The organism is Ruegeria sp. S263 (assembly GCF_056780525.1).
This window is the reverse complement of the sequence record NZ_CM165558.1, coordinates 1,118,460-1,136,194: the sequence shown is the minus strand read 5'-3', so window position 1 is coordinate 1,136,194 and position 17,735 is coordinate 1,118,460. Positions and strand designations below refer to the sequence as shown.

Genomic DNA, 17,735 nt, shown 5'->3' with positions numbered 1-17,735 from the left:
GGTGGAAAACCCGCATGACTGCGTTGTTGTCTGTCCGAGACCTCAGCATCGGTTTCGGTGCGGGCGATTCTGTTGTCAAAGACGTCAACTTCGACGTCGAAGCCGGGCAGACACTTGCGCTGGTTGGGGAGTCGGGCTCGGGGAAAACGATCTCGTGCAGGGCGGCGCTACGCATCCTGCCGCGCACTGCACAAATTCGCAGCGGCACCATTACTCTGAATGATTCCAAGGGAATAGAAGACCTGACCCGGATCAGCGAACGCCAGATGAGGGATATCCGAGGCAACCGTGTTTCGATGATCTTTCAGGAGCCGATGCGTTCCCTGTCGCCCCTGCACAAGATCGGAAATCAGGTAAGCGAAGTCCTCTGGCTGCATCGCGGCGCGTCCGAAGCCCAGGCGCGCAAAGAAGTTCTGACACAGTTTGAACGAGTCGGGTTTCCCGATCCTCAGCGTGCGTATGATTCTTATCCGTTCGAACTGTCGGGCGGTATGCGGCAGCGCGCGATGATCGCGATGGCCATGGTTTCCAAGCCAGAGCTGCTGATTGCCGACGAACCCACGACCGCGTTAGACGTGACAACTCAGGCGCAGGTGCTGGGGCTGATCAAAGAGCTTCAGCGTGAAACCGGAATGGCGCTGATCCTCGTAACACACGATCTGGGCGTGGTTGCGAATATGGCAGAGCAGGTCGTTGTCATGCACAAGGGCCGCGTCATGGAATCCGGCGCGGCCGCACCTATCCTGACCGACCCGGCGCATCCATACACACAGCAGTTATTCAACGCGGCCCCGGAAATTCCCGACGAAGATTCGGTAGGCATCCCGATGCCTGACGAGGACCTGATCCTGCAACTGAAGGGCGTATCCAAGACATATACAATGCGTTCAAGCAAAGGGTGGCAAGGGGAACGGCTGATACATGCCTGCCGTGGTGTTGACCTGAATCTTGCACGCGGCAAGACACTGGCCATCGTGGGCGAAAGCGGCTCTGGCAAAACCACCGCCGCCCGCATAGCCTTGGGCGCGGAGCCACCCGATCCGGGTGGAGAGGTTCTTTTCCGCACGTCCCCGAACGAGGACCCGATAACCGTTCACCGGATGTCTCGCGCGCAACGCACCGCCTTTCAGCGCAAGGCGCAGATGGTGTTTCAGGACCCCTACAGCTCGCTCAGTCCGCGTATGCGCATTCAGGACGCCATGACCGAACCGCTGGAAATACACAACATCGGCTCGGTTGCGGAACAAAGGGACAAGGCCGCCGAAATGCTGCAACGGGTCGGCTTGAACGCCGATATGTTGAAACGCTATCCGCACGCGTTTTCGGGTGGCCAGCGTCAGCGCCTGTCCATCGCACGCGCCATGATGCTGGACCCTCAACTCATCGTCTGCGACGAGCCGACTTCGGCGCTGGACGTGTCGGTTCAGGAACAAATCCTGACACTGTTGGAAAACCTGCAGGAAAGTCTGAACCTGTCGTATTTCTTCATCTCCCACGACCTGGCGGTCGTGGCGCGGATTGCCGACGAAGTCGCGGTGATGCGCCGGGGTCTGGTGGTGGAACAAGCCCCGCCCGAGACCCTGTTCTACAACCCCCGCCACCCCTACACCAAGGCGCTGATTGCCGCTCAGCCGGAACCCGACATCAACCGGCCCATTGACCTGAATTTGGTTGCTTTGGGCGCTGGTTCACCAGACAGTTGGGATGACGCCTTCCGATTTACCGACTCCGTGATACCTTCGCTGGTAGAGATGGAGCCCGGCCATAAGGTACGATGCCATGTTTAAGACCACTCGCCCCCTGTTACTGGCAGCCGCTTTTTCGGCCCTGTGTTCCCTGCCGACACTGGCCGCGACACCCACCCCAGTCGAAGGCCCCTTCTGGCAGTCTGAGGTCAGCGCGGGCAACCTACCCCCCATCGAGGAGAGGCTTCCGGCTGAACCCTTGGTCGTGGACCTTGCCGCGAAGGGGCGCGAATTTGGCACCCCCGGCGGCACCCTGCGTACGATGGTGACGCGTTCCAAGGATATTCGCCAGATGGTCGTTTACGGCTATGCCCGTTTGGTTGGATTTGACCAAAACTACGAGATTGTCCCAGACCTGCTCGCGTCTTTTGAAAACGAAGGGAACCGCAAATTCACGCTGCGATTGCGCGAAGGTCATAAATGGTCGGACGGCTCGCCTTTCACATCCGAGGACTTTCGGTACTGGTGGGAGGACGTTGCGAACAACGAACTACTCAGCCCGTCCGGGCCGCCCGACTTCCTGATTGTCGAGGGCAAGCCGCCAACCGTCAGCTTCCCGGACGAAACGACTATCGTGTACGAATGGGAAGACCCGAACCCCGATTTTCTGCAATCGCTGGCGCAGGCCCGCCCGCCCTTCATTTACCGGCCTTCAGAATTCCTCAAGCAATATCACGAGAAATTCGCTGATGCCGATGAGCTGGCCTTTCAGGTCGAGGATGCCCGCGTCAAAAGCTGGGCCGCGCTGCACAACAAACTGGATAACCTTTATAAATTCGACAACCACCAACTGCCCACATTGCAGCCGTGGCTGAACGCAAGTTCCGGCAAGAAGATCCGGCACAATTTTGTCCGCAACCCTTATTATCACCGCATCGACAGCAAAGGCATGCAATTGCCCTATATCGACGTCGTCGAGATGGAGATCGTCGCCCCCGGACTGGTGGCCGCAAAAACAAACGCTGGCGAAACCGATCTGCAAGGGCGTGGGCTGGCGTTCCGCGACGCCTCGATCCTGAAGAAAGGTGAGACGGGCGGCGACTACAAAACCTTGCTATGGAAAACCGGGGTCGCGTCGCAGATCGCGATTTATCCCAACCTGAATTTTGCCGATGATGCGTGGCGCGAGGTTTTGCGTGACGTGCGCGTGCGACGTGCCCTGTCGTTGGCCATCGACCGAAAGACGATCAATCAGGCGCTCTATTTCAAGCTGGCGCAGCCAGGGGCCATGTCTGTTCTGCCAGCCTCGCCGTTTTATGACGAAGAAAACGCAAAGGCTTGGGCCCAGTACGATATTGAACAAGCCAACGCCCTGCTGGATGAGGCTGGCCTGACCGAGCGTGACAAGAACGGTATCCGCCTGTTGCCCGATGGACGCCCGATGGAACTGATCATTGAAACGGCAGGCGAACGGCAAGAAGTTGAGAACGCACTGCAGATCGTTACCGACACGTGGCGTGAGATTGGCGTTGACCTTGTGATGCGCCCATTGGACAGGGATATTCTTCGCAACCGGGTATTTGCGGGGAACACGATGGCCTCGGTCTGGTTTGGTTGGGATGACGGAATTCCGCAGCTCCATACCTCACCCGCGTATCTGGCGCCGACCGATCAGGTGTTTCTGGCCTGGCCCAAATGGGGGCAGTACTATCAGACCGGAGGCGAAGCTGGTGAGCCGCCCGACATGCCCGAAGCACAGCGCCTGATGGAGCTGGCCCATGATTGGCAGATCGCCAAGACGGACGATGAGCGGCAGACCGCGTGGAACGAAATGCTGAAGATACACGCGGACCAGTTGTACGCGATCGGTATCCTGAACGGTGCGCCTCAGCCCATCGTTGTCTCGAACCGGCTGCGCAATGTGCCCGAGCAGGCAATGTGGGCATGGGAACCGGGTGCTCATTTTGGTATTCATCGTCCCGACGAGTTTTTCTTCGCCGACTGACAGGAGCAGCTAAATGGTAATGCTGCGCTATGCGGTGTATCGCTTTTTCACGATGCTGCTGACGCTTTTGGTGGTGTCGGTACTGATCTTTGTGATCATCAACCTGCCGCCCGGCGACTATCTCAGTAACCAGATCGCCGAGCTTCAGGCATCGGGCCAGTCTGCAGGCGTAGCCAAGGCCGAGTTTCTGCGTACGGAATACGCATTGGACCGCCCGATGTGGGAGCAGTATCTGATCTGGATGGGTTTCTGGCCCGGTCCCCACGGGTTCGAGGGCCTGATACAGGGCAATTATGGCTGGTCCTTTGAATTTGACCGTCCCGTAGCCGAAATCGTTGGCGACACTTTGTGGCTGACCGTCGTGGTTAACCTTGCCGCCATTCTATTCGTTTACGCGGTCGCCTTGCCGCTTGGCGTCATCGCCGCGGCCCGGTCCCGGACGTGGATCGACTATACCTCGGCGTTTGTTGGGTATCTTGGACTGGCCACGCCGAACTTCCTGCTGGCTCTGATCCTGTTCTATTACGGCCACCGCTACTTCAACTTGCCGATCGGCGGCCTGATGGACCCGTCCTTCGAGGGCCAGCCAATGAGCTGGGACAAGATGAAGTCAATTCTGGTTCACCTGATTGTCCCAACATTCGTGATCGGCACGTCCGGCGCGTCTGCCATGATGCAACGCCTACGTGCCAATATGCTGGATGAATTGGGTAAACCTTACGTGGAAACGGCAATCGCCAAGGGGATGTCTCCGTCGAGGATGCTAACGAAATACCCGCTGCGCGTGGCCTTCAATCCCTTTGTGGCGGATATCGGTAACCTGCTGCCGTCAATGGTATCCGGCTCGGTACTGGTGTCGGTCGTTCTGGGTTTGCAGACCATCGGCCCGACCTTGCTGACCGCGCTGAAAACGCAGGACCAGTTCCTATCTGCCTTTATCCTGATGTTCGTGGCCCTGCTAACCCTGATCGGAACCATGATCTCTGACATTCTGCTGGTCATGCTGGACCCGCGCATTCGCTATGAGGGGCGCGAGGCATGACCAAACGTTCCGACGGCCGCTTTGTTGACGACGCTCCGTTCGATCCGGATGCCGCCCTCCAACAACTTGAGCGCGCGGATTTGGACGCGCCCAACTGGGTTTTGGTCTGGCGAAAATTCAGAACGCACAAGCTGGGTCTGATCTCTGGCATCTTCCTGTTGCTGTGCTATCTGATGCTGCCGTTTGCGGGGTTCATCGCCCCCTATGGCCCGAATGAGCGCAACGACGAACACCTTTACGCCCCACCGCAAAGCATCAACTTTTTCCACGAGGGAAAGTTCGTCGGACCTTTTGTTTATCCAATCGTCGCCGAGGCTGACCTTGAGACATTCCAGTGGAAGTTCATTCCAGATGAGGAAGACCCGCGACCAATCCGGTTCTTTTGCGAAGGAACCGAATACAAGCTGGCGGGGCTGATCCGAACGGATACGCACCTGTTCTGTCCGCCCGAGGGCGCAACCCTGTTTCTGTGGGGCTCTGACCGTTTGGGCCGCGATGTGTTCAGCCGAATTTTATACGGCGCGCAACTGTCGCTTACGGTGGGCCTGATTGGTATCTCTGTTTCCTTCTTCCTTGGCATCTTATTCGGGTCCATGGCCGGGTACTTTGGCGGAAAGATCGACTGGGTTATCAACCGTGTGATCGAAATTCTACGCTCTCTCCCAGAACTTCCGCTGTGGTTGGCGCTGTCGGCTGCGGTGCCATCAAATTGGAGTCCGGTTGCGGTCTTCTTCATCATCTCGATCATTCTCGGGATACTCGATTGGCCCGGTCTGGCGCGATCCGTGCGCGCCAAATTCCTGTCCTTGCGGGAAGAGGAATATGTCCGCGCCGCCGAGATGATGGGCGCAAGCTCGGGCCGGGTGATCCGCAAGCACCTGTTACCAAACTTTATGTCTCACCTGATCGCTTCCGCCACTCTGTCGATCCCAGCCATGATACTTGGGGAAACGGCGCTCAGCTTCCTTGGCCTTGGCCTGAGGGCCCCTGCCGTCAGTTGGGGTGTGATGTTGAACGATGCCCAGAACCTCGCTTCGATCGAGATCTACCCATGGACGGCGATCCCGATGCTTCCGATCATTGTTGTGGTTTTGGCCTTCAACTTCCTTGGCGACGGGCTGCGAGACAGTCTGGACCCTTATCAGCAATGACCCTGATCTCTGCCCTTCCCGCATCAGATGGTTATTTGACAACGGGATCGGGTTCCCGGCCCAGCCTTTATGCAGTCTCCGAACTGGCAACCGCCAGTTTCGCCGCTGTGGGTCAGGAACTGGCCCGCTTGATTGCTGCGCTGAACCTTGCCCCCAGCGCGCCAGAGGTTTCGGTTGATCATCGTCTGGCCTCGCTCTGGTATGGGTTTTCCTTCAAGCCGGACGGATGGGACATGCCAAGCCTTTGGGACGCCATCGCCGGGGATTATCAGGCCGCGGATGGGTGGATTAGACTGCATACCAATCTACCCCGTCACCGGGCGGCGGCCTTGAAAGTATTGGGTGCCAAACCGGAGCGTGAGGCCGTATCGGAGGCAGTGAAAACCTGGGCGATTTCTGACCTCGAAACCGCGATCGTCGCAGAGGGTGGCGTTGCCGCCGCCATGCGCAGCCGTTCGGACTGGTTGGATCATCCGCAGGGGCGCGCCGCGTCCCGCGATCCCTTGATCGGGTGGACCAATCCCCGCCAGATTACCTTGCGCGACAGGCCGCAAGCGACGGCAGATCGCCCGCTGTCGGGCCTCCGTGTTCTCGATCTGACCCGCGTGCTGGCCGGGCCAGTATCCACACGCACCCTGGCCGGGTTCGGGGCCGAGGTACTTCGCGTTGATCCTCCGGGCTGGGACGAGCCCGGCGTGATCCCAGATATCTCTTTGGGTAAGCGCTGTACCTATCTGGATTTTAAATCACCCGCAGGCATTGAGCAATTGCAGTCTCTTCTGGCGCAAGCGGATGTGTTTGTACACGGTTACCGACCCGGCGCTTTGGACGCGCTTGGCCTGACACAGGCAAAGCGGGACGAACTTGCCCCAAACCGCGTCGAAGTCACCCTGAACGCATATGGTTGGCAGGGACCGTGGGCCAGTCGGCGTGGCTTTGACAGCCTCGTACAGATGAGCAGCGGAATCGCAGACGCAGGGCGCGTCTGGGCAAAATCCGACAAGCCGACGCCGCTGCCTGTGCAGGCACTGGATCACGCAACCGGCTATCTGATGGCAGCTGCCATTCTTTCCGCGCTGGCCGAGGCCGCATCGGGTGGGTCTGTCATGCAGGCCCGGCTGTCGCTGGCTCGCACAGCCGAGTTACTGGCAAGCCTCGCCAAATCCGAAACTTCAGAAGACATAACGCAGGCCATGCCCGCCGATTTTTCTGACACGCCCGAGAACTCGGGCTGGGGCAAAGGCCACCGCCTGAAACCTGCCCTCAGTGTTGGAAAGGCAAACATGGACTGGCCCCTGCCTGCGTCGAAACTAGGCTCGTCCCAACCCAACTGGCTGACATCTAAGTCGTAGCGCGCCCGCCGCGCGGCACGCGCGGCCCGGCCCAACGCTTTGGGCAGTGCCTCGTCAGAGGCTCAATCCAAAGGGGCGGGAGACGCCCCTAGCGATCATCACCACCACCCGGGCCGATATCGTCGAGGTAATCCTCGTCAATCGCAGCCTGCACCGCACCAGCTACGGCCTCACGCTGTTTTGGTGTCAGGTCCTCGGCTCCTTTTTCGTCGGCCAGACGAACCGTAACCTCGCGGTGGGCAAAGCGAATGCCTTCACGGGCGAACAGCTCGCGGATGTCCTGATAGACCTTCTTACGCACAAGCCACTGATCACCCGGCTTGGTCATGAACTTGACCCGAATGATCATCGCGGAATCCTGCATTTCGATCACGCCCTGCGACTTGAGCGGTTGGATGAAATTGTCACCAATCACCGGGTCACTCAGCAATTCCTGACCCAGTTTCTTGATGAGCTTGCGCACCTTTTCAACGTCCGTGTCATACGTCACCCGCAGCGGCAGTTTCATGATCACCCAGTCGCGGGAATAGTTAGTCAAAACTTTGATCTCGCCAAAGGGAATGGTGTTCAGCGCGCCCAGATGATGACGCAGTTGGAACGACCGGACCGAGATCTTCTCAACCGTTCCTTTCACATCACCAATGTCGATGTATTCTCCCTTACGGAACGCATCATCCATCAGGAAGAACGCGCCCGAGAAGATATCCCGCACCAGCGTTTGCGAACCAAAGCCCACAGCCAGACCCACGACGCCCGCACCTGCAAACAGGGGACTGACATTGATGCCCAGTTCCATCAGGGCAATCAGTGCGATGGTCACGACAACTACGGCAAGGATCGCGCCACGGAACAGCGGCAGCAACGTGGCCAATCGGCTTTGCCCGCCTTCGCCCCCTTCATCGCCCAACTCGGCCTCACCCCCACCGTCATCTATCTCTTCGGCAATTTTGCTGTCGATCCAGACGCGGAAGAAATGGAACAGGATATACCCGATGAACAGGATGACCATCACGTCGAGGGCACGCTCGATGGGCAGGTCCTCGCTCCAGCTTGCATCCGGGTTCCAGATCACCACCAGTGCATACAGACCAACGACAAAGGCCAGAATACCAGCGACGCGCCGAGCCAGGTCCTCATACGTCACGATCGAGTGCTTGCGCCGCTCCGCCAGCGGTGTGTCAATGATTTCGGGTTCCTCATCCCTTTCGGCCTCGGCATTCATTTCTTCAATCTTGCGATTGCGGTCGAAATACCGTTCCAGAAGGTAGTTCATCGCGCCATACGCAATGACGACCGACATGAAGATGGCGTAGCTGCTTGCGACAATGGGAATCGAATTGTCGTTCTCCAGCACCAGATCGACCGCCAGTTTGAACCAGCTAAACACCATGTAAACGATCAGAACCGGGGCCCAGGCGAACGAGATAAACCGCAAAATCCATGACACTTGATCCGGTGCCCTGCCCCCGCGGATGGCATTGGATATGGAGCGCGCGTTGAACAGGATCATCAGCACATTGCCTAGCGCGCCAACCATCGTCAGGCCGCCATAGACCATGGCATAGACGTTGTAATTCAGGCCGAAATCCGCAACCCATGTCGAAAACAGCACCACGGTGATGTCATAGGTCGCCAATGCGGATGCCCAGATATACAGCCGCTTGGCATCCCGATCCGAAAACGGCGGCAGTCGGTACTGGCTTAGATACGGCGACAGCACCATACGCCAAAGGTCCGACACCGTTCGAGACAGGAAGAATGCTGTGAATATCGCCGTGACCGTGAACTGAATCGAGATATCTTCGGCCTCACCGAAGAACAAATACCCGACGATCAGCGCCATCAACATTGCAAAGACCGTGGCTCCGATCCCCATCAAGAAGCGGAACACCAAAAACGGCATCTTTTCGCGATACCCCTGCGGGTTTTCCTTGGACCGCGCAACAACGATCTTTTTGGCAATACGTTTGCCGTAAATCTCGGTGGACAGCCAACGCCCCAGCAGCAGGAAAAGGACATTCCAGAACAGAACCTCGACATATGTTTGAATGCGTCCGTCCGGGCTGGTCTGCCGCAAAATGTACTGAACTTCGAATATCGAATATGGCAACGCCTCGAGCCGCGAGACCATCAACTCGCGGAACTTCGAAAGCCGCTCCTGCGCCTTCATAAGTTGCGAACCTTCGGCCATCGGGTCATGCGGCTCGGATTCGGCCGAGGTGTCCTGTTGCGCACCCGTTGAAACGATCTGACCTGCGCTGTCGATCACGATGACACTGGCGCCACTTTCAGTGGCTGACCGAATTGCGGCGGCCAGATCGCCTTCGTCAGTCGTGTCTTTGGTGGTGCTTGTGGCGGCGCCGTATCCGGGAATAAGCGAGGTCTGCGCTGCAGCCCCATTTACCAAAACCACTGGCATCATCCAGACCAACAGGGTGAGAACGGCAAAAAATCTAAGTTTCATCAGGTGTTCGATTCAGTTCGGCATTTGCACAAAACACTACAGAAGCGTGACGCGGTGTTCAAATATTCAGCCTCGCGCTTCTCGTGATCGTGTCTATTCGTGTCTCGGGTGCACCGACGCCAATTGAAGTGTTTTCAACCCAGAAAAAACTGCATATGACCCGTTAGACGGACTGCAAACTGATGCCTGCGCTCTGTGTTTGATGTAGGACAGGGAATATCTGGCAAATCACAACTAAGATGTAGCTAAATCGCAATGCTTACCGGTTTCGGGTTATCTCAACCGAGTTTTTGCAAGCGCAGGGAAAACATATACGATACAGGTGCAAACGCGCGGAGCTGCACCGGAACACTAAGACAGGCGAAAGCATGAGCCTAGGAAGACAAAAAGATACAATCGGCCGTGCGCCCCGCATCCTGTTTTACAGCCATGATACGTTTGGACTGGGCCATTTGCGCAGGTCTCGTGCATTGGCCTCGGCGATTACGCAGGCTGACCCGAGCGCATCTGCGTTAATCCTGACAGGATCACCGGTCGCGGGCCGATTCACATTTCCGCGCCGCGTGGACCACGTCCGCCTGCCCGGGGTGACGAAACGGGCTGATGGGTCCTATGCCTCGCAAACGATGGGCATGGGCATTGAAGAGGTGACGGAACTGCGGGCAGGCTTGATACAAACTGCGGTCCAGCAGTTCGAACCCGACGTCCTGATTGTCGACAAGGAACCCACCGGATTCCGCGGTGAGCTGCTGCCAACGCTTGAAACGCTGTACCAAACCAAGGACACACGTTTGGTCTTGGGGTTGCGCGATGTTCTGGATGAACCCGAAGTTCTTGCAGCCGAGTGGGACCGGAAAGAAGCCGTTACCGCGACCGAAAAATACTATGACGAAATCTGGGTATATGGCTTGCGGTCGATCTATGATCCCACCAGTGGCTTGCCCCTTAGCCCGGCTACGCAATCCCGCATCCATTGGACCGGCTACCTGCGGCGTGATCTGGGGCCAATAGGTGAACCGCCCGAGCAACCCTACATCCTGATCACTCCGGGCGGCGGTGGCGACGGCAAGGCGATGGTCAATCTGGTTTTGTCCGCCTACGAACAGGACCCGGACCTTTCCCCACGGGCCGTGCTGGTCTATGGCCCTTTCCTGTCCGGTGAGTTGCGCGAGGATTTTGAAACACGCGTCGCCGCCCTGAATGGCCGCGTGACAGCCGTGGGCTTTGAATCCCAGATCGAAACACTATTTGCGGGTGCCGCTGGCGTGGTTTGTATGGGGGGCTACAACACCTTCTGCGAGGTGCTGTCTTTCGACAAACGCGCGGTCATTGTTCCGCGCACAACGCCAAGATTGGAACAGTGGATCCGGGCCTCGCGCGCGGAAGGTCTGGGACTGGTTCGGATGCTGGACGAAAACCGGGACGGGCTGACAACCGACGCGATGGTACAGGCGATCCGCGCGCTACCCCATCAGCCGCTGCCCTCTCAGGCCATTCAAGACGGGCTGCTGGATGGGTTGGATTATGTCACCAGCCGTGTTGACGCCCTGCTGGGTGGTGAACGGGAACGGGCCACCGGATGACGTCCACCCCTCCGAAACTGGCGGTGCTGGTCAAAGGGTGGCCGCGCCTGTCCGAGACATTCATCGCGCAAGAACTGGTTGCCTTGCAGGACGCAGGCCATCGCTTTGATATCTGGTCCCTGCGGCATCCGACTGATGTGAAACGCCACCCGCTGCATGATCGGTTCGAGGGTCGGGTGCACTATCTGCCCGAATACCTTTACCAAGAGCCTGATCGCGTCCGGGCTGCCAGGCACCTGGCCCAAGGCTTACCCGGCTATGCTCAGGCCTATCGGGTCTGGCGTGCTGACCTGCGTCGTGACCCGACGCATAACCGCATTCGACGCTTTGGGCAGGCGTGCGTTCTGGCCGCCGAACTGCCGCAGGCGACGCGGGCGTTGTATGCCCATTTCATGCATACGCCATCATCCGTCGCCCGCTATGCAGCCATCATGCGCGGCCTGCCCTGGAGCTTTTCCGCCCACGCCAAGGACATTTGGACTTCGCCCGATTGGGAAAAATCCGAAAAACTGCGGGCCAGAACGCATGGCGCTGCGTTTGGCGCGACCTGTACCGCAGTCGGGGCGGAACACCTACGCAGTCTGGCCGACGATCCAAGGCGGGTTGATCTGATCTATCACGGGTTGGACCTGGCGCGGTTCCCGCCCCCACCAGATCGAACGCCCCGCGCCCCGAATGACCCGTTTCATATGCTGTCCGTTGGGCGGCTGGTCGAAAAGAAGGGGTTCGACCGTCTGATCGACGCACTTGCCATGCTACCGGGCGAGCTGAACTGGCACTGGACGCATATTGGTGGCGGCACCTTGGGAAAGGCCCTGCAGGAACGCGCGCTGGCCGCCGGGGTCGCGCATCGGATCACGTGGAAAGGTGCCTGCGACCAGCCGGAAGTCATCGCTGCCATGCGCGAAGCCAACTTGTTTGTGCTGCCCAGCCGCATCGCGTCAGATGGGGATCGGGACGGCTTGCCCAACGTGCTGATGGAGGCCGCGTCCCAGCGCCTGCCGATCCTGTCCACACCCATCTCCGCGATCCCGGAGTTCATCGAAACCGGGCGGCATGGCGTTTTGTCCGACGATGATCCTGCGGCCTTGGCTTCCGCTATGATCCAGATGGCCACCGATCCCGGCGAAACCGCAGCAATGGCAGACGCTGCCTATGACCGGCTCATCGCCGATTTTCGGATGGATCCAGGCATCGCGCGTCTTTCCCAGCGGCTCAACGCCCTTGGCGCGGGTCCGGACTAATGGCGCGCGTCGCCTTTTACACGCCAATGAAATCACCGGACAGCCCGGTTCCTTCGGGTGACCGTGAAATGGCGCGCAACCTGATGCAGGCCATTGGCGCGCAAGGTGACACGGTTGATCTGGTGTCGCGCCTGCGTATCTACGACAAGAACGGCGACACCGACGTCCAAGAGGCATTGCGCAAGCAAGCCGAGACAGAGTCGCAGAGACTGATTACAGAATTGCCTACGGAAACGGCGCTTTGGGTGACCTATCACAACTATTACAAAGCGCCGGACCTACTGGGCCCTCGCGTGTGCAAAGCCCGCAACATCCCTTATGTGCAATTGGAAAGCACGCGCGCCACAAGCAGATTGAAAGGCCCATGGGCCGGGTTCGCGCAAGCTGCACACGATGCATGCGACGCTGCCCAGGTGATCTATTACCACACCGCCAACGACCTGATTACGCTGGAACGGGAAAGGTTTGGAAACCAACGTTTGGTGGAACTGCCCCCGTTCCTACCACTTTCAGAACTGCCGGCCCTATCAACATGCACAGGACCGATGCTGACGGTTGGAATGATGCGGCACGGCGACAAGCTGGCTTCATACGAGATTTTGGCGCAATCGCTGGATCATTTACAGGGCGATTGGTCCTTGAAATTAGCGGGGGATGGTCCGGCCCGCGCAGAGGTCGAAGCGTTGATGTCCCCCTTCGGTTCAAAGGTGCAGTTTCTGGGTCAACTGGATCGGGACGCGTTGCAGGCCCATTACCACACCGCGTCCCTGCTGGTTTGGCCCGGCGTGAATGAGGCCTATGGAATGATCTATCTAGAAGCACAAGCCAACGGTGTTCCGGTTGTGGCTCAGGACAGGCCGGGCGTTCGTGATGTTTTGGCTCCGGGTGACTATCCGTCGGTGGAATCCGGTCCTTCTGCGTTGGCTACGCGCCTTCAAGACCTGCTGAATGACAAGCCGCTGCGCCAATCAATCGGACGTATGTCGCGCGAACGGATTGCGTCACGACACCTCATGCCTGCGGCCACTGACAGGTTCTGGCAGGCCGCACGGCCATTGATTGAGGGACGCCAATGACCCGCCTTGCACTGCTGCGCCACGGACATACGGAGTGGAACCGCGCCGGTCGCATACAGGGGCGCAGCGACATCCAACTCGACGAAGAAGCGCGCCAGGACTTGTCGACCTACAGCCTGCCGCAACCGTGGGACACGGCGGACATTTGGTCCAGCCCGCTTGCGCGGGCCCGCGAAACAGCCCAGTTGGTATCAGGACAGGACCCCATGATGTCCGCTGCACTGACCGAAATGAACTGGGGCGACTGGGAAGGTCTGCGCGGTGTCGACCTGATCGCTGATACGGGCAGCGGCTATCGTCATATCGAGGATTGGGGATGGGATTTTCGACCTCCGAACGGGGAAAGCCCTGCGGATGTGAAGATGCGATTGCGCCCGTGGCTGGACTTAATGCGCGCAGATACCGTAGCGGTCTGCCATATCGGTATAATGCGGGTCATTATGGCCCTGGCTTGGGGTTGGGATTTTAGCGGGGTTCCCCCCTTCAAAATCAAGCGCAACCGCCTGTATATCATTGATATGGATACAATGCGCCCCGACCCCGAGCCCGTCCGCCTGATCCGGGCAGAGGTTCCCGAATGAAAGTGATGATCGTCGTCACCCATCTGCTGGGGACAGGGCACCTGAGCCGCGCTCTCACGTTGGGGCGGGCCTTTGCGGATGACGGCCATCAAGTCCTGCTGGTTTCCGGCGGGATGCCCGCGCCGCAACTGGACAGCGCCGGAATGACGGTGTTCGGGTTACCACCTTTGCGATCGGACGGCACGGATTTCACACGACTGCTGACCCAAACAGGCGACGTTGCCGATGACGCCTATGTGCAGGCACGTAAACGGGCGCTGGTAGAGGCGGTGCGATCCTTTGCGCCGGATATTCTAATCACCGAGCTTTATCCCTTTGGGCGCAGGTCGTTGACGGGTGAATTCAGCGCAGCACTTGAAGCGGCACAGGAACTGCCTGCCAAACCCGTCATCCTGGGATCTGTGCGGGATATTCTTGCTCCGCCGTCCAAGCCTGCAAAGGCTGAACGCACCGAACAGATCGTGCTGGGAATCTATGACGGCATTTTGGTCCATTCCGATCGGAAAGCCGTATCGTTGGATCTAAGCTGGCCTGTCTCGGAACAGCTTGAGAAACGGCTATTCTACACAGGCTTCGTTGCGCCCAATGCACCTGATCCGCACCCCGACGCCATGGGTCGGGGCGAAGTGCTTGTCAGCGCCGGAGGGGGATCGGTGGGGCAACCGATCTTTCGCGCGGCCATCGAAGCCGCCAGAAAGACGTCCAGCAGGCGCTGGCGCCTGCTGGTCGGTGGACAGGACGCAAGCGAACGCATTGATCACCTGTCCCAATACGTTGGCGACGCTCCGGTAACACTTGAAAGAGTACGACCAGATTTCCGTCAAATGCTGCCCCACGCGGCCGCATCGGTTAGCATGTGCGGATATAACACCGCGCTCGACATCCTTCAGACCGGAACAGCCGCAGTATTCGTGCCATTCGATGATGGCAAAGAGGTTGAGCAAACCTTACGCGGGCGAAGTCTTTCAAACCTGCCCGCAATTGACGTTCTGCCAAGTCAGGACCTGAACGGCGACACGTTGGCGACGGCGGTAGGCCGGGTTATTGATGCCCCAACCAGACCAGCCGCAGAATTTGGGTTTAACGGTGCAGCAAAGTCTGTGGACATCGCCAAGACCCTTTGGGAGCGGCGCACATGATCGTCGATTGGCGTCCTTTGATGGTTGAACTTGAGATCTGGCACAACAAGGGCCTGTCGCTGCCTCTTTGGTGGCGCGACGACGATGCAACAACCACGACACAACAGCTTGATCGTCTGACGGCCCTGTCAGATAGGCTTGGTTTGCCAGTGCATCTGGCGGTAATCCCACATGACGCGGGCGACGCGCTGACGGACCATGTCACTGACAACCCCTGCCTGATCCCGGTCGTTCATGGATGGGCCCATCAAAACCACGCACCGCAGGGCGAGAAGAAATCAGAATTCCGCCTGCACCGACCTATGTCAGAGATACTGAAGGATGCACAAAACGGGCTGGACCGATTGAAAGTATCGTTCGGCGAAAGGTTGTGCCCGATGTTCGTACCGCCATGGAACCGAATTGCCCCAGACGTGGTAAAAGAACTGCCCGATTTGGGTTACCAGTTTTTGTCTACTGCCACACCGCGAAACGCCGCTTACCCGGTGTCAGGACTTCAGCAGGTCAATACGCATCTTGATCCGATTGACTGGCGCAGAACACGGGGATTGATCGCCCCGGACGTCCTGATCAACCAAGCCGTGGACCTGCTGCGGGATCGCCGTGAGGGGCGTACCGACAACGCTGAACCCTTTGGTGTTCTGACCCATCACCTTGTTCATGACGAAGACATCTGGACATTCACACGAGACCTGTTGCACCGGCTTCTGGATGGGCCTGCCGTTATCTGGACCGCGCTGCAAAACGACACAAAACGGAGACCCGAATGAGCCGACTGGATTCCATGCTGCGCCGCCTGACGGCCCAAAGAGATGGGCTGGACTGGGCAGCCGAACAGATATCCGACATCATCGGGGACGTTCTGGATATGGGTCTGGGAAACGGTCGAACCTATGATCACCTCAGAGAAATCTTGCCGGACCGCCGCATCTGGGTGATGGACCGGGTTCTGCAATGCCATCCATCCAGCACTCCGCCGCCCGAGGATTTTTTGCAGGGCGAAGCGGAACCCATGCTCGAAAAGCTGGCCGCTGGTGGGCAAAAAATGGCGATGGCACACTATGATTTTGGGCGCGGCATCAAGGACGAGGATGTGGCCGAAGCGGCTCGTCTCAGCCCCCTTATAGCGCGCGTAATGCGTCCGGGCGGGCTATTGATCTCGGGTCAGCCCTTGGTGGGGTTCGACCAGATTAGCGGCCCGGACACCATCGCCCCGGACCGGTACCTGTTCTACAGAGCCTGATCAGGCCACACGGCGTCCACGCGACCAGACACCATTTAGCGCAGGCGCGCCCTCGCGCATTCGGAACCGAATGACGTCCGCGCGGGCCCCGACGCGCAATTCGCCGCGATCATTCAATCCGACGACCTGTGCAGGCGTCTGCGTCACGGTCCGCAATCCACGTGCCATGTCCCCCCACATCTCGCCCAATCGCGCCGCCGACAGCAAAAGAGCGGCAGGCACATAGTCTGACGACAGAATGTCGAGATGCCCAAGCTCGGCCAGTTCATGCGCCGCGACATTGCCGGAATGGGACCCGCCCCGGATGACATTCGGAGCGCCCATCATCACCCTGATTCCGTGATCGTGGCAGGCACGGGCGGCCTCAACCGTTGTGGGGAATTCGGCCAACGTAATTCCATGCCCTGCGGATGTGCGCACTTGCGCAGCCGTGGTATCATCGTGGCTCGCCAACATCGCGCCAAAGCGCCGGGCGGCCTTGACCGTTTCGACTTCGTGCCTGTCGCCAAAGCGTTCGCGCAACGCCTTGAGTTGGGCGACATGCTGAAGAAAGTCGTCATCATTCATGCCATGCTTGCCCTTCATATAAGCCTCAAGCTGGGTCATGTCCCGAAACTGCCGCTGGCCGGGGGTATGATCCATCAGCGAAACAAGGCCCACACGGTCGCCTGCGTCAAACTCGTCAAGCTCCTCGACCAGTGTCTCGGAACAGACCTCTGCCCGAAGGTGCAGGAAATGGCTGATCTTCAGCGCGTCCTGCTCGCGCAGTTGCCAAAGCTCGCGGGACAGGTCGCGCGCATATTTCTTATAGCGCTGGCCGCTGGGGATCGAGCCGATGCGCATGGCGTCAAACACGGTGGTGATCCCTGTGCTGGCCAGTTCAGCATCATGCGCGAGGATGGCCGCTGCGTGGGGCCAGTCGACCTTGGGGCGCGGCTGAATGTGACGTTCCAGATTGTCGGTGTGCAATTCGACTAGTCCGGGGCAAACATAATCTCCTTCGCAGTCAATCGCATCTACAGGAATCGCAGCACCCGACGCGACCTCGATAATTGTCTCACCCGCAATCCGAACGCTGCCAGTTAGCGTCTCGTTGGGAAGAACGAGTGTGGCATTGGCAAGGATCATTTCTTCTGTCATCTGAACTTCACACGGTTTGAGCTATTGGGA

At 58.7% G+C, this 17,735-nt stretch carries 14 protein-coding genes; 12 read left to right on the top strand and 2 right to left on the bottom strand.

The window, feature by feature from the left end:
- The first annotated feature begins 14 nt into the window (after window positions 1-14).
- The 5 genes from ACT2B1_RS05685 to ACT2B1_RS05665 are packed head-to-tail and all read left to right on the top strand — an operon-like array spanning window position 15 to window position 7,235.
- A complete protein-coding gene (locus ACT2B1_RS05685) occupies window positions 15-1,787 on the top strand; it encodes an ABC transporter ATP-binding protein (RefSeq protein ID WP_171241038.1) in 1,773 nt (590 codons plus the stop codon).
- Window positions 1,780-3,690, top strand: a complete 1,911-nt coding sequence (locus ACT2B1_RS05680; protein WP_171241037.1) for an ABC transporter substrate-binding protein — start codon at window positions 1,780-1,782, stop codon at window positions 3,688-3,690. The genes ACT2B1_RS05685 and ACT2B1_RS05680 overlap by 8 nt, the downstream gene beginning before the upstream one ends.
- 13 nt (window positions 3,691-3,703) lie before the next feature.
- On the top strand, window positions 3,704-4,732 hold the full coding sequence (locus tag ACT2B1_RS05675; protein WP_171125840.1) for an ABC transporter permease: 1,029 nt from the start codon (window positions 3,704-3,706) through the stop codon (window positions 4,730-4,732).
- The gene (locus ACT2B1_RS05670; RefSeq protein WP_171121747.1) at window positions 4,729-5,883 is read left to right on the top strand and encodes an ABC transporter permease; all 1,155 of its coding nucleotides are present in this window, start codon (window positions 4,729-4,731) and stop codon (window positions 5,881-5,883) included. The genes ACT2B1_RS05675 and ACT2B1_RS05670 overlap by 4 nt, the downstream gene beginning before the upstream one ends.
- Complete coding sequence (locus ACT2B1_RS05665; RefSeq protein WP_481668740.1) at window positions 5,880-7,235, top strand: CoA transferase; 1,356 nt, start codon at window positions 5,880-5,882, stop codon at window positions 7,233-7,235. Before ACT2B1_RS05670 ends, ACT2B1_RS05665 begins: the two co-directional genes overlap by 4 nt.
- A gap of 88 nt (window positions 7,236-7,323) precedes the next feature.
- Here the strand turns inward: ACT2B1_RS05665 and ACT2B1_RS05660 are convergent, their stop codons facing one another.
- Window positions 7,324-9,699: a mechanosensitive ion channel domain-containing protein gene (locus ACT2B1_RS05660; RefSeq protein ID WP_481668739.1), complete on the bottom strand. Its 2,376-nt coding sequence runs from the start codon at window positions 9,697-9,699 to the stop codon at window positions 7,324-7,326.
- 368 nt (window positions 9,700-10,067) lie between these two features.
- On the opposite strand from ACT2B1_RS05660, the gene ACT2B1_RS05655 reads away from it, so the two are divergent.
- The 7 genes from ACT2B1_RS05655 to ACT2B1_RS05625 are packed head-to-tail and all read left to right on the top strand — an operon-like array spanning window position 10,068 to window position 16,565.
- Window positions 10,068-11,282, top strand: a complete 1,215-nt coding sequence (locus tag ACT2B1_RS05655) for a glycosyltransferase family protein (RefSeq protein ID WP_481668738.1) — start codon at window positions 10,068-10,070, stop codon at window positions 11,280-11,282.
- Window positions 11,279-12,526 (top strand): glycosyltransferase family 4 protein, encoded by a 1,248-nt coding sequence (locus tag ACT2B1_RS05650; RefSeq protein ID WP_481668737.1) that lies wholly within the window; start codon window positions 11,279-11,281, stop codon window positions 12,524-12,526. Before ACT2B1_RS05655 ends, ACT2B1_RS05650 begins: the two co-directional genes overlap by 4 nt.
- On the top strand, window positions 12,526-13,602 hold the full coding sequence (locus tag ACT2B1_RS05645) for a glycosyltransferase family 4 protein (RefSeq protein ID WP_481668736.1): 1,077 nt from the start codon (window positions 12,526-12,528) through the stop codon (window positions 13,600-13,602). Before ACT2B1_RS05650 ends, ACT2B1_RS05645 begins: the two co-directional genes overlap by 1 nt.
- Window positions 13,599-14,183: a histidine phosphatase family protein gene (locus tag ACT2B1_RS05640; protein ID WP_481668735.1), complete on the top strand. Its 585-nt coding sequence runs from the start codon at window positions 13,599-13,601 to the stop codon at window positions 14,181-14,183. The genes ACT2B1_RS05645 and ACT2B1_RS05640 overlap by 4 nt, the downstream gene beginning before the upstream one ends.
- Window positions 14,180-15,322: a glycosyltransferase family protein gene (locus ACT2B1_RS05635; protein ID WP_481668734.1), complete on the top strand. Its 1,143-nt coding sequence runs from the start codon at window positions 14,180-14,182 to the stop codon at window positions 15,320-15,322. The genes ACT2B1_RS05640 and ACT2B1_RS05635 overlap by 4 nt, the downstream gene beginning before the upstream one ends.
- Window positions 15,319-16,092, top strand: a complete 774-nt coding sequence (locus ACT2B1_RS05630; RefSeq protein WP_171125859.1) for a polysaccharide deacetylase family protein — start codon at window positions 15,319-15,321, stop codon at window positions 16,090-16,092. The genes ACT2B1_RS05635 and ACT2B1_RS05630 overlap by 4 nt, the downstream gene beginning before the upstream one ends.
- Window positions 16,089-16,565 carry a class I SAM-dependent methyltransferase gene (locus tag ACT2B1_RS05625; protein WP_171125861.1) on the top strand — a complete coding sequence of 159 codons (477 nt, stop codon included), beginning with the start codon at window positions 16,089-16,091 and terminating at the stop codon, window positions 16,563-16,565. The genes ACT2B1_RS05630 and ACT2B1_RS05625 overlap by 4 nt, the downstream gene beginning before the upstream one ends.
- Here ACT2B1_RS05625 and ACT2B1_RS05620 read toward each other — a convergent pair whose 3' ends face one another.
- On the bottom strand, window positions 16,566-17,705 hold the full coding sequence (locus ACT2B1_RS05620; RefSeq protein ID WP_481668733.1) for an alpha-D-ribose 1-methylphosphonate 5-triphosphate diphosphatase: 1,140 nt from the start codon (window positions 17,703-17,705) through the stop codon (window positions 16,566-16,568).
- Window positions 17,706-17,735 lie beyond the last annotated feature (30 nt).

Excerpts from the sequence above, each read along its gene's own strand:
- ACT2B1_RS05685 (WP_171241038.1), top strand. The coding sequence starts at position 15 with ATGACTGCGTTGTTGTCTGTCCGAGACCTCAGCATCGGTTTCGGTGCG.
- ACT2B1_RS05680 (WP_171241037.1), top strand. The coding sequence starts at position 1,780 with ATGTTTAAGACCACTCGCCCCCTGTTACTGGCAGCCGCTTTTTCGGCC.
- ACT2B1_RS05675 (WP_171125840.1), top strand. The coding sequence starts at position 3,704 with ATGGTAATGCTGCGCTATGCGGTGTATCGCTTTTTCACGATGCTGCTG.
- ACT2B1_RS05670 (WP_171121747.1), top strand. The coding sequence starts at position 4,729 with ATGACCAAACGTTCCGACGGCCGCTTTGTTGACGACGCTCCGTTCGAT.
- ACT2B1_RS05665 (WP_481668740.1), top strand. The coding sequence starts at position 5,880 with ATGACCCTGATCTCTGCCCTTCCCGCATCAGATGGTTATTTGACAACG.
- ACT2B1_RS05660 (WP_481668739.1), bottom strand. The coding sequence starts at position 9,699 with ATGAAACTTAGATTTTTTGCCGTTCTCACCCTGTTGGTCTGGATGATG.
- ACT2B1_RS05655 (WP_481668738.1), top strand. The coding sequence starts at position 10,068 with ATGAGCCTAGGAAGACAAAAAGATACAATCGGCCGTGCGCCCCGCATC.
- ACT2B1_RS05650 (WP_481668737.1), top strand. The coding sequence starts at position 11,279 with ATGACGTCCACCCCTCCGAAACTGGCGGTGCTGGTCAAAGGGTGGCCG.
- ACT2B1_RS05645 (WP_481668736.1), top strand. The coding sequence starts at position 12,526 with ATGGCGCGCGTCGCCTTTTACACGCCAATGAAATCACCGGACAGCCCG.
- ACT2B1_RS05640 (WP_481668735.1), top strand. The coding sequence starts at position 13,599 with ATGACCCGCCTTGCACTGCTGCGCCACGGACATACGGAGTGGAACCGC.
- ACT2B1_RS05635 (WP_481668734.1), top strand. The coding sequence starts at position 14,180 with ATGAAAGTGATGATCGTCGTCACCCATCTGCTGGGGACAGGGCACCTG.
- ACT2B1_RS05630 (WP_171125859.1), top strand. The coding sequence starts at position 15,319 with ATGATCGTCGATTGGCGTCCTTTGATGGTTGAACTTGAGATCTGGCAC.
- ACT2B1_RS05625 (WP_171125861.1), top strand. The coding sequence starts at position 16,089 with ATGAGCCGACTGGATTCCATGCTGCGCCGCCTGACGGCCCAAAGAGAT.
- ACT2B1_RS05620 (WP_481668733.1), bottom strand. The coding sequence starts at position 17,705 with ATGACAGAAGAAATGATCCTTGCCAATGCCACACTCGTTCTTCCCAAC.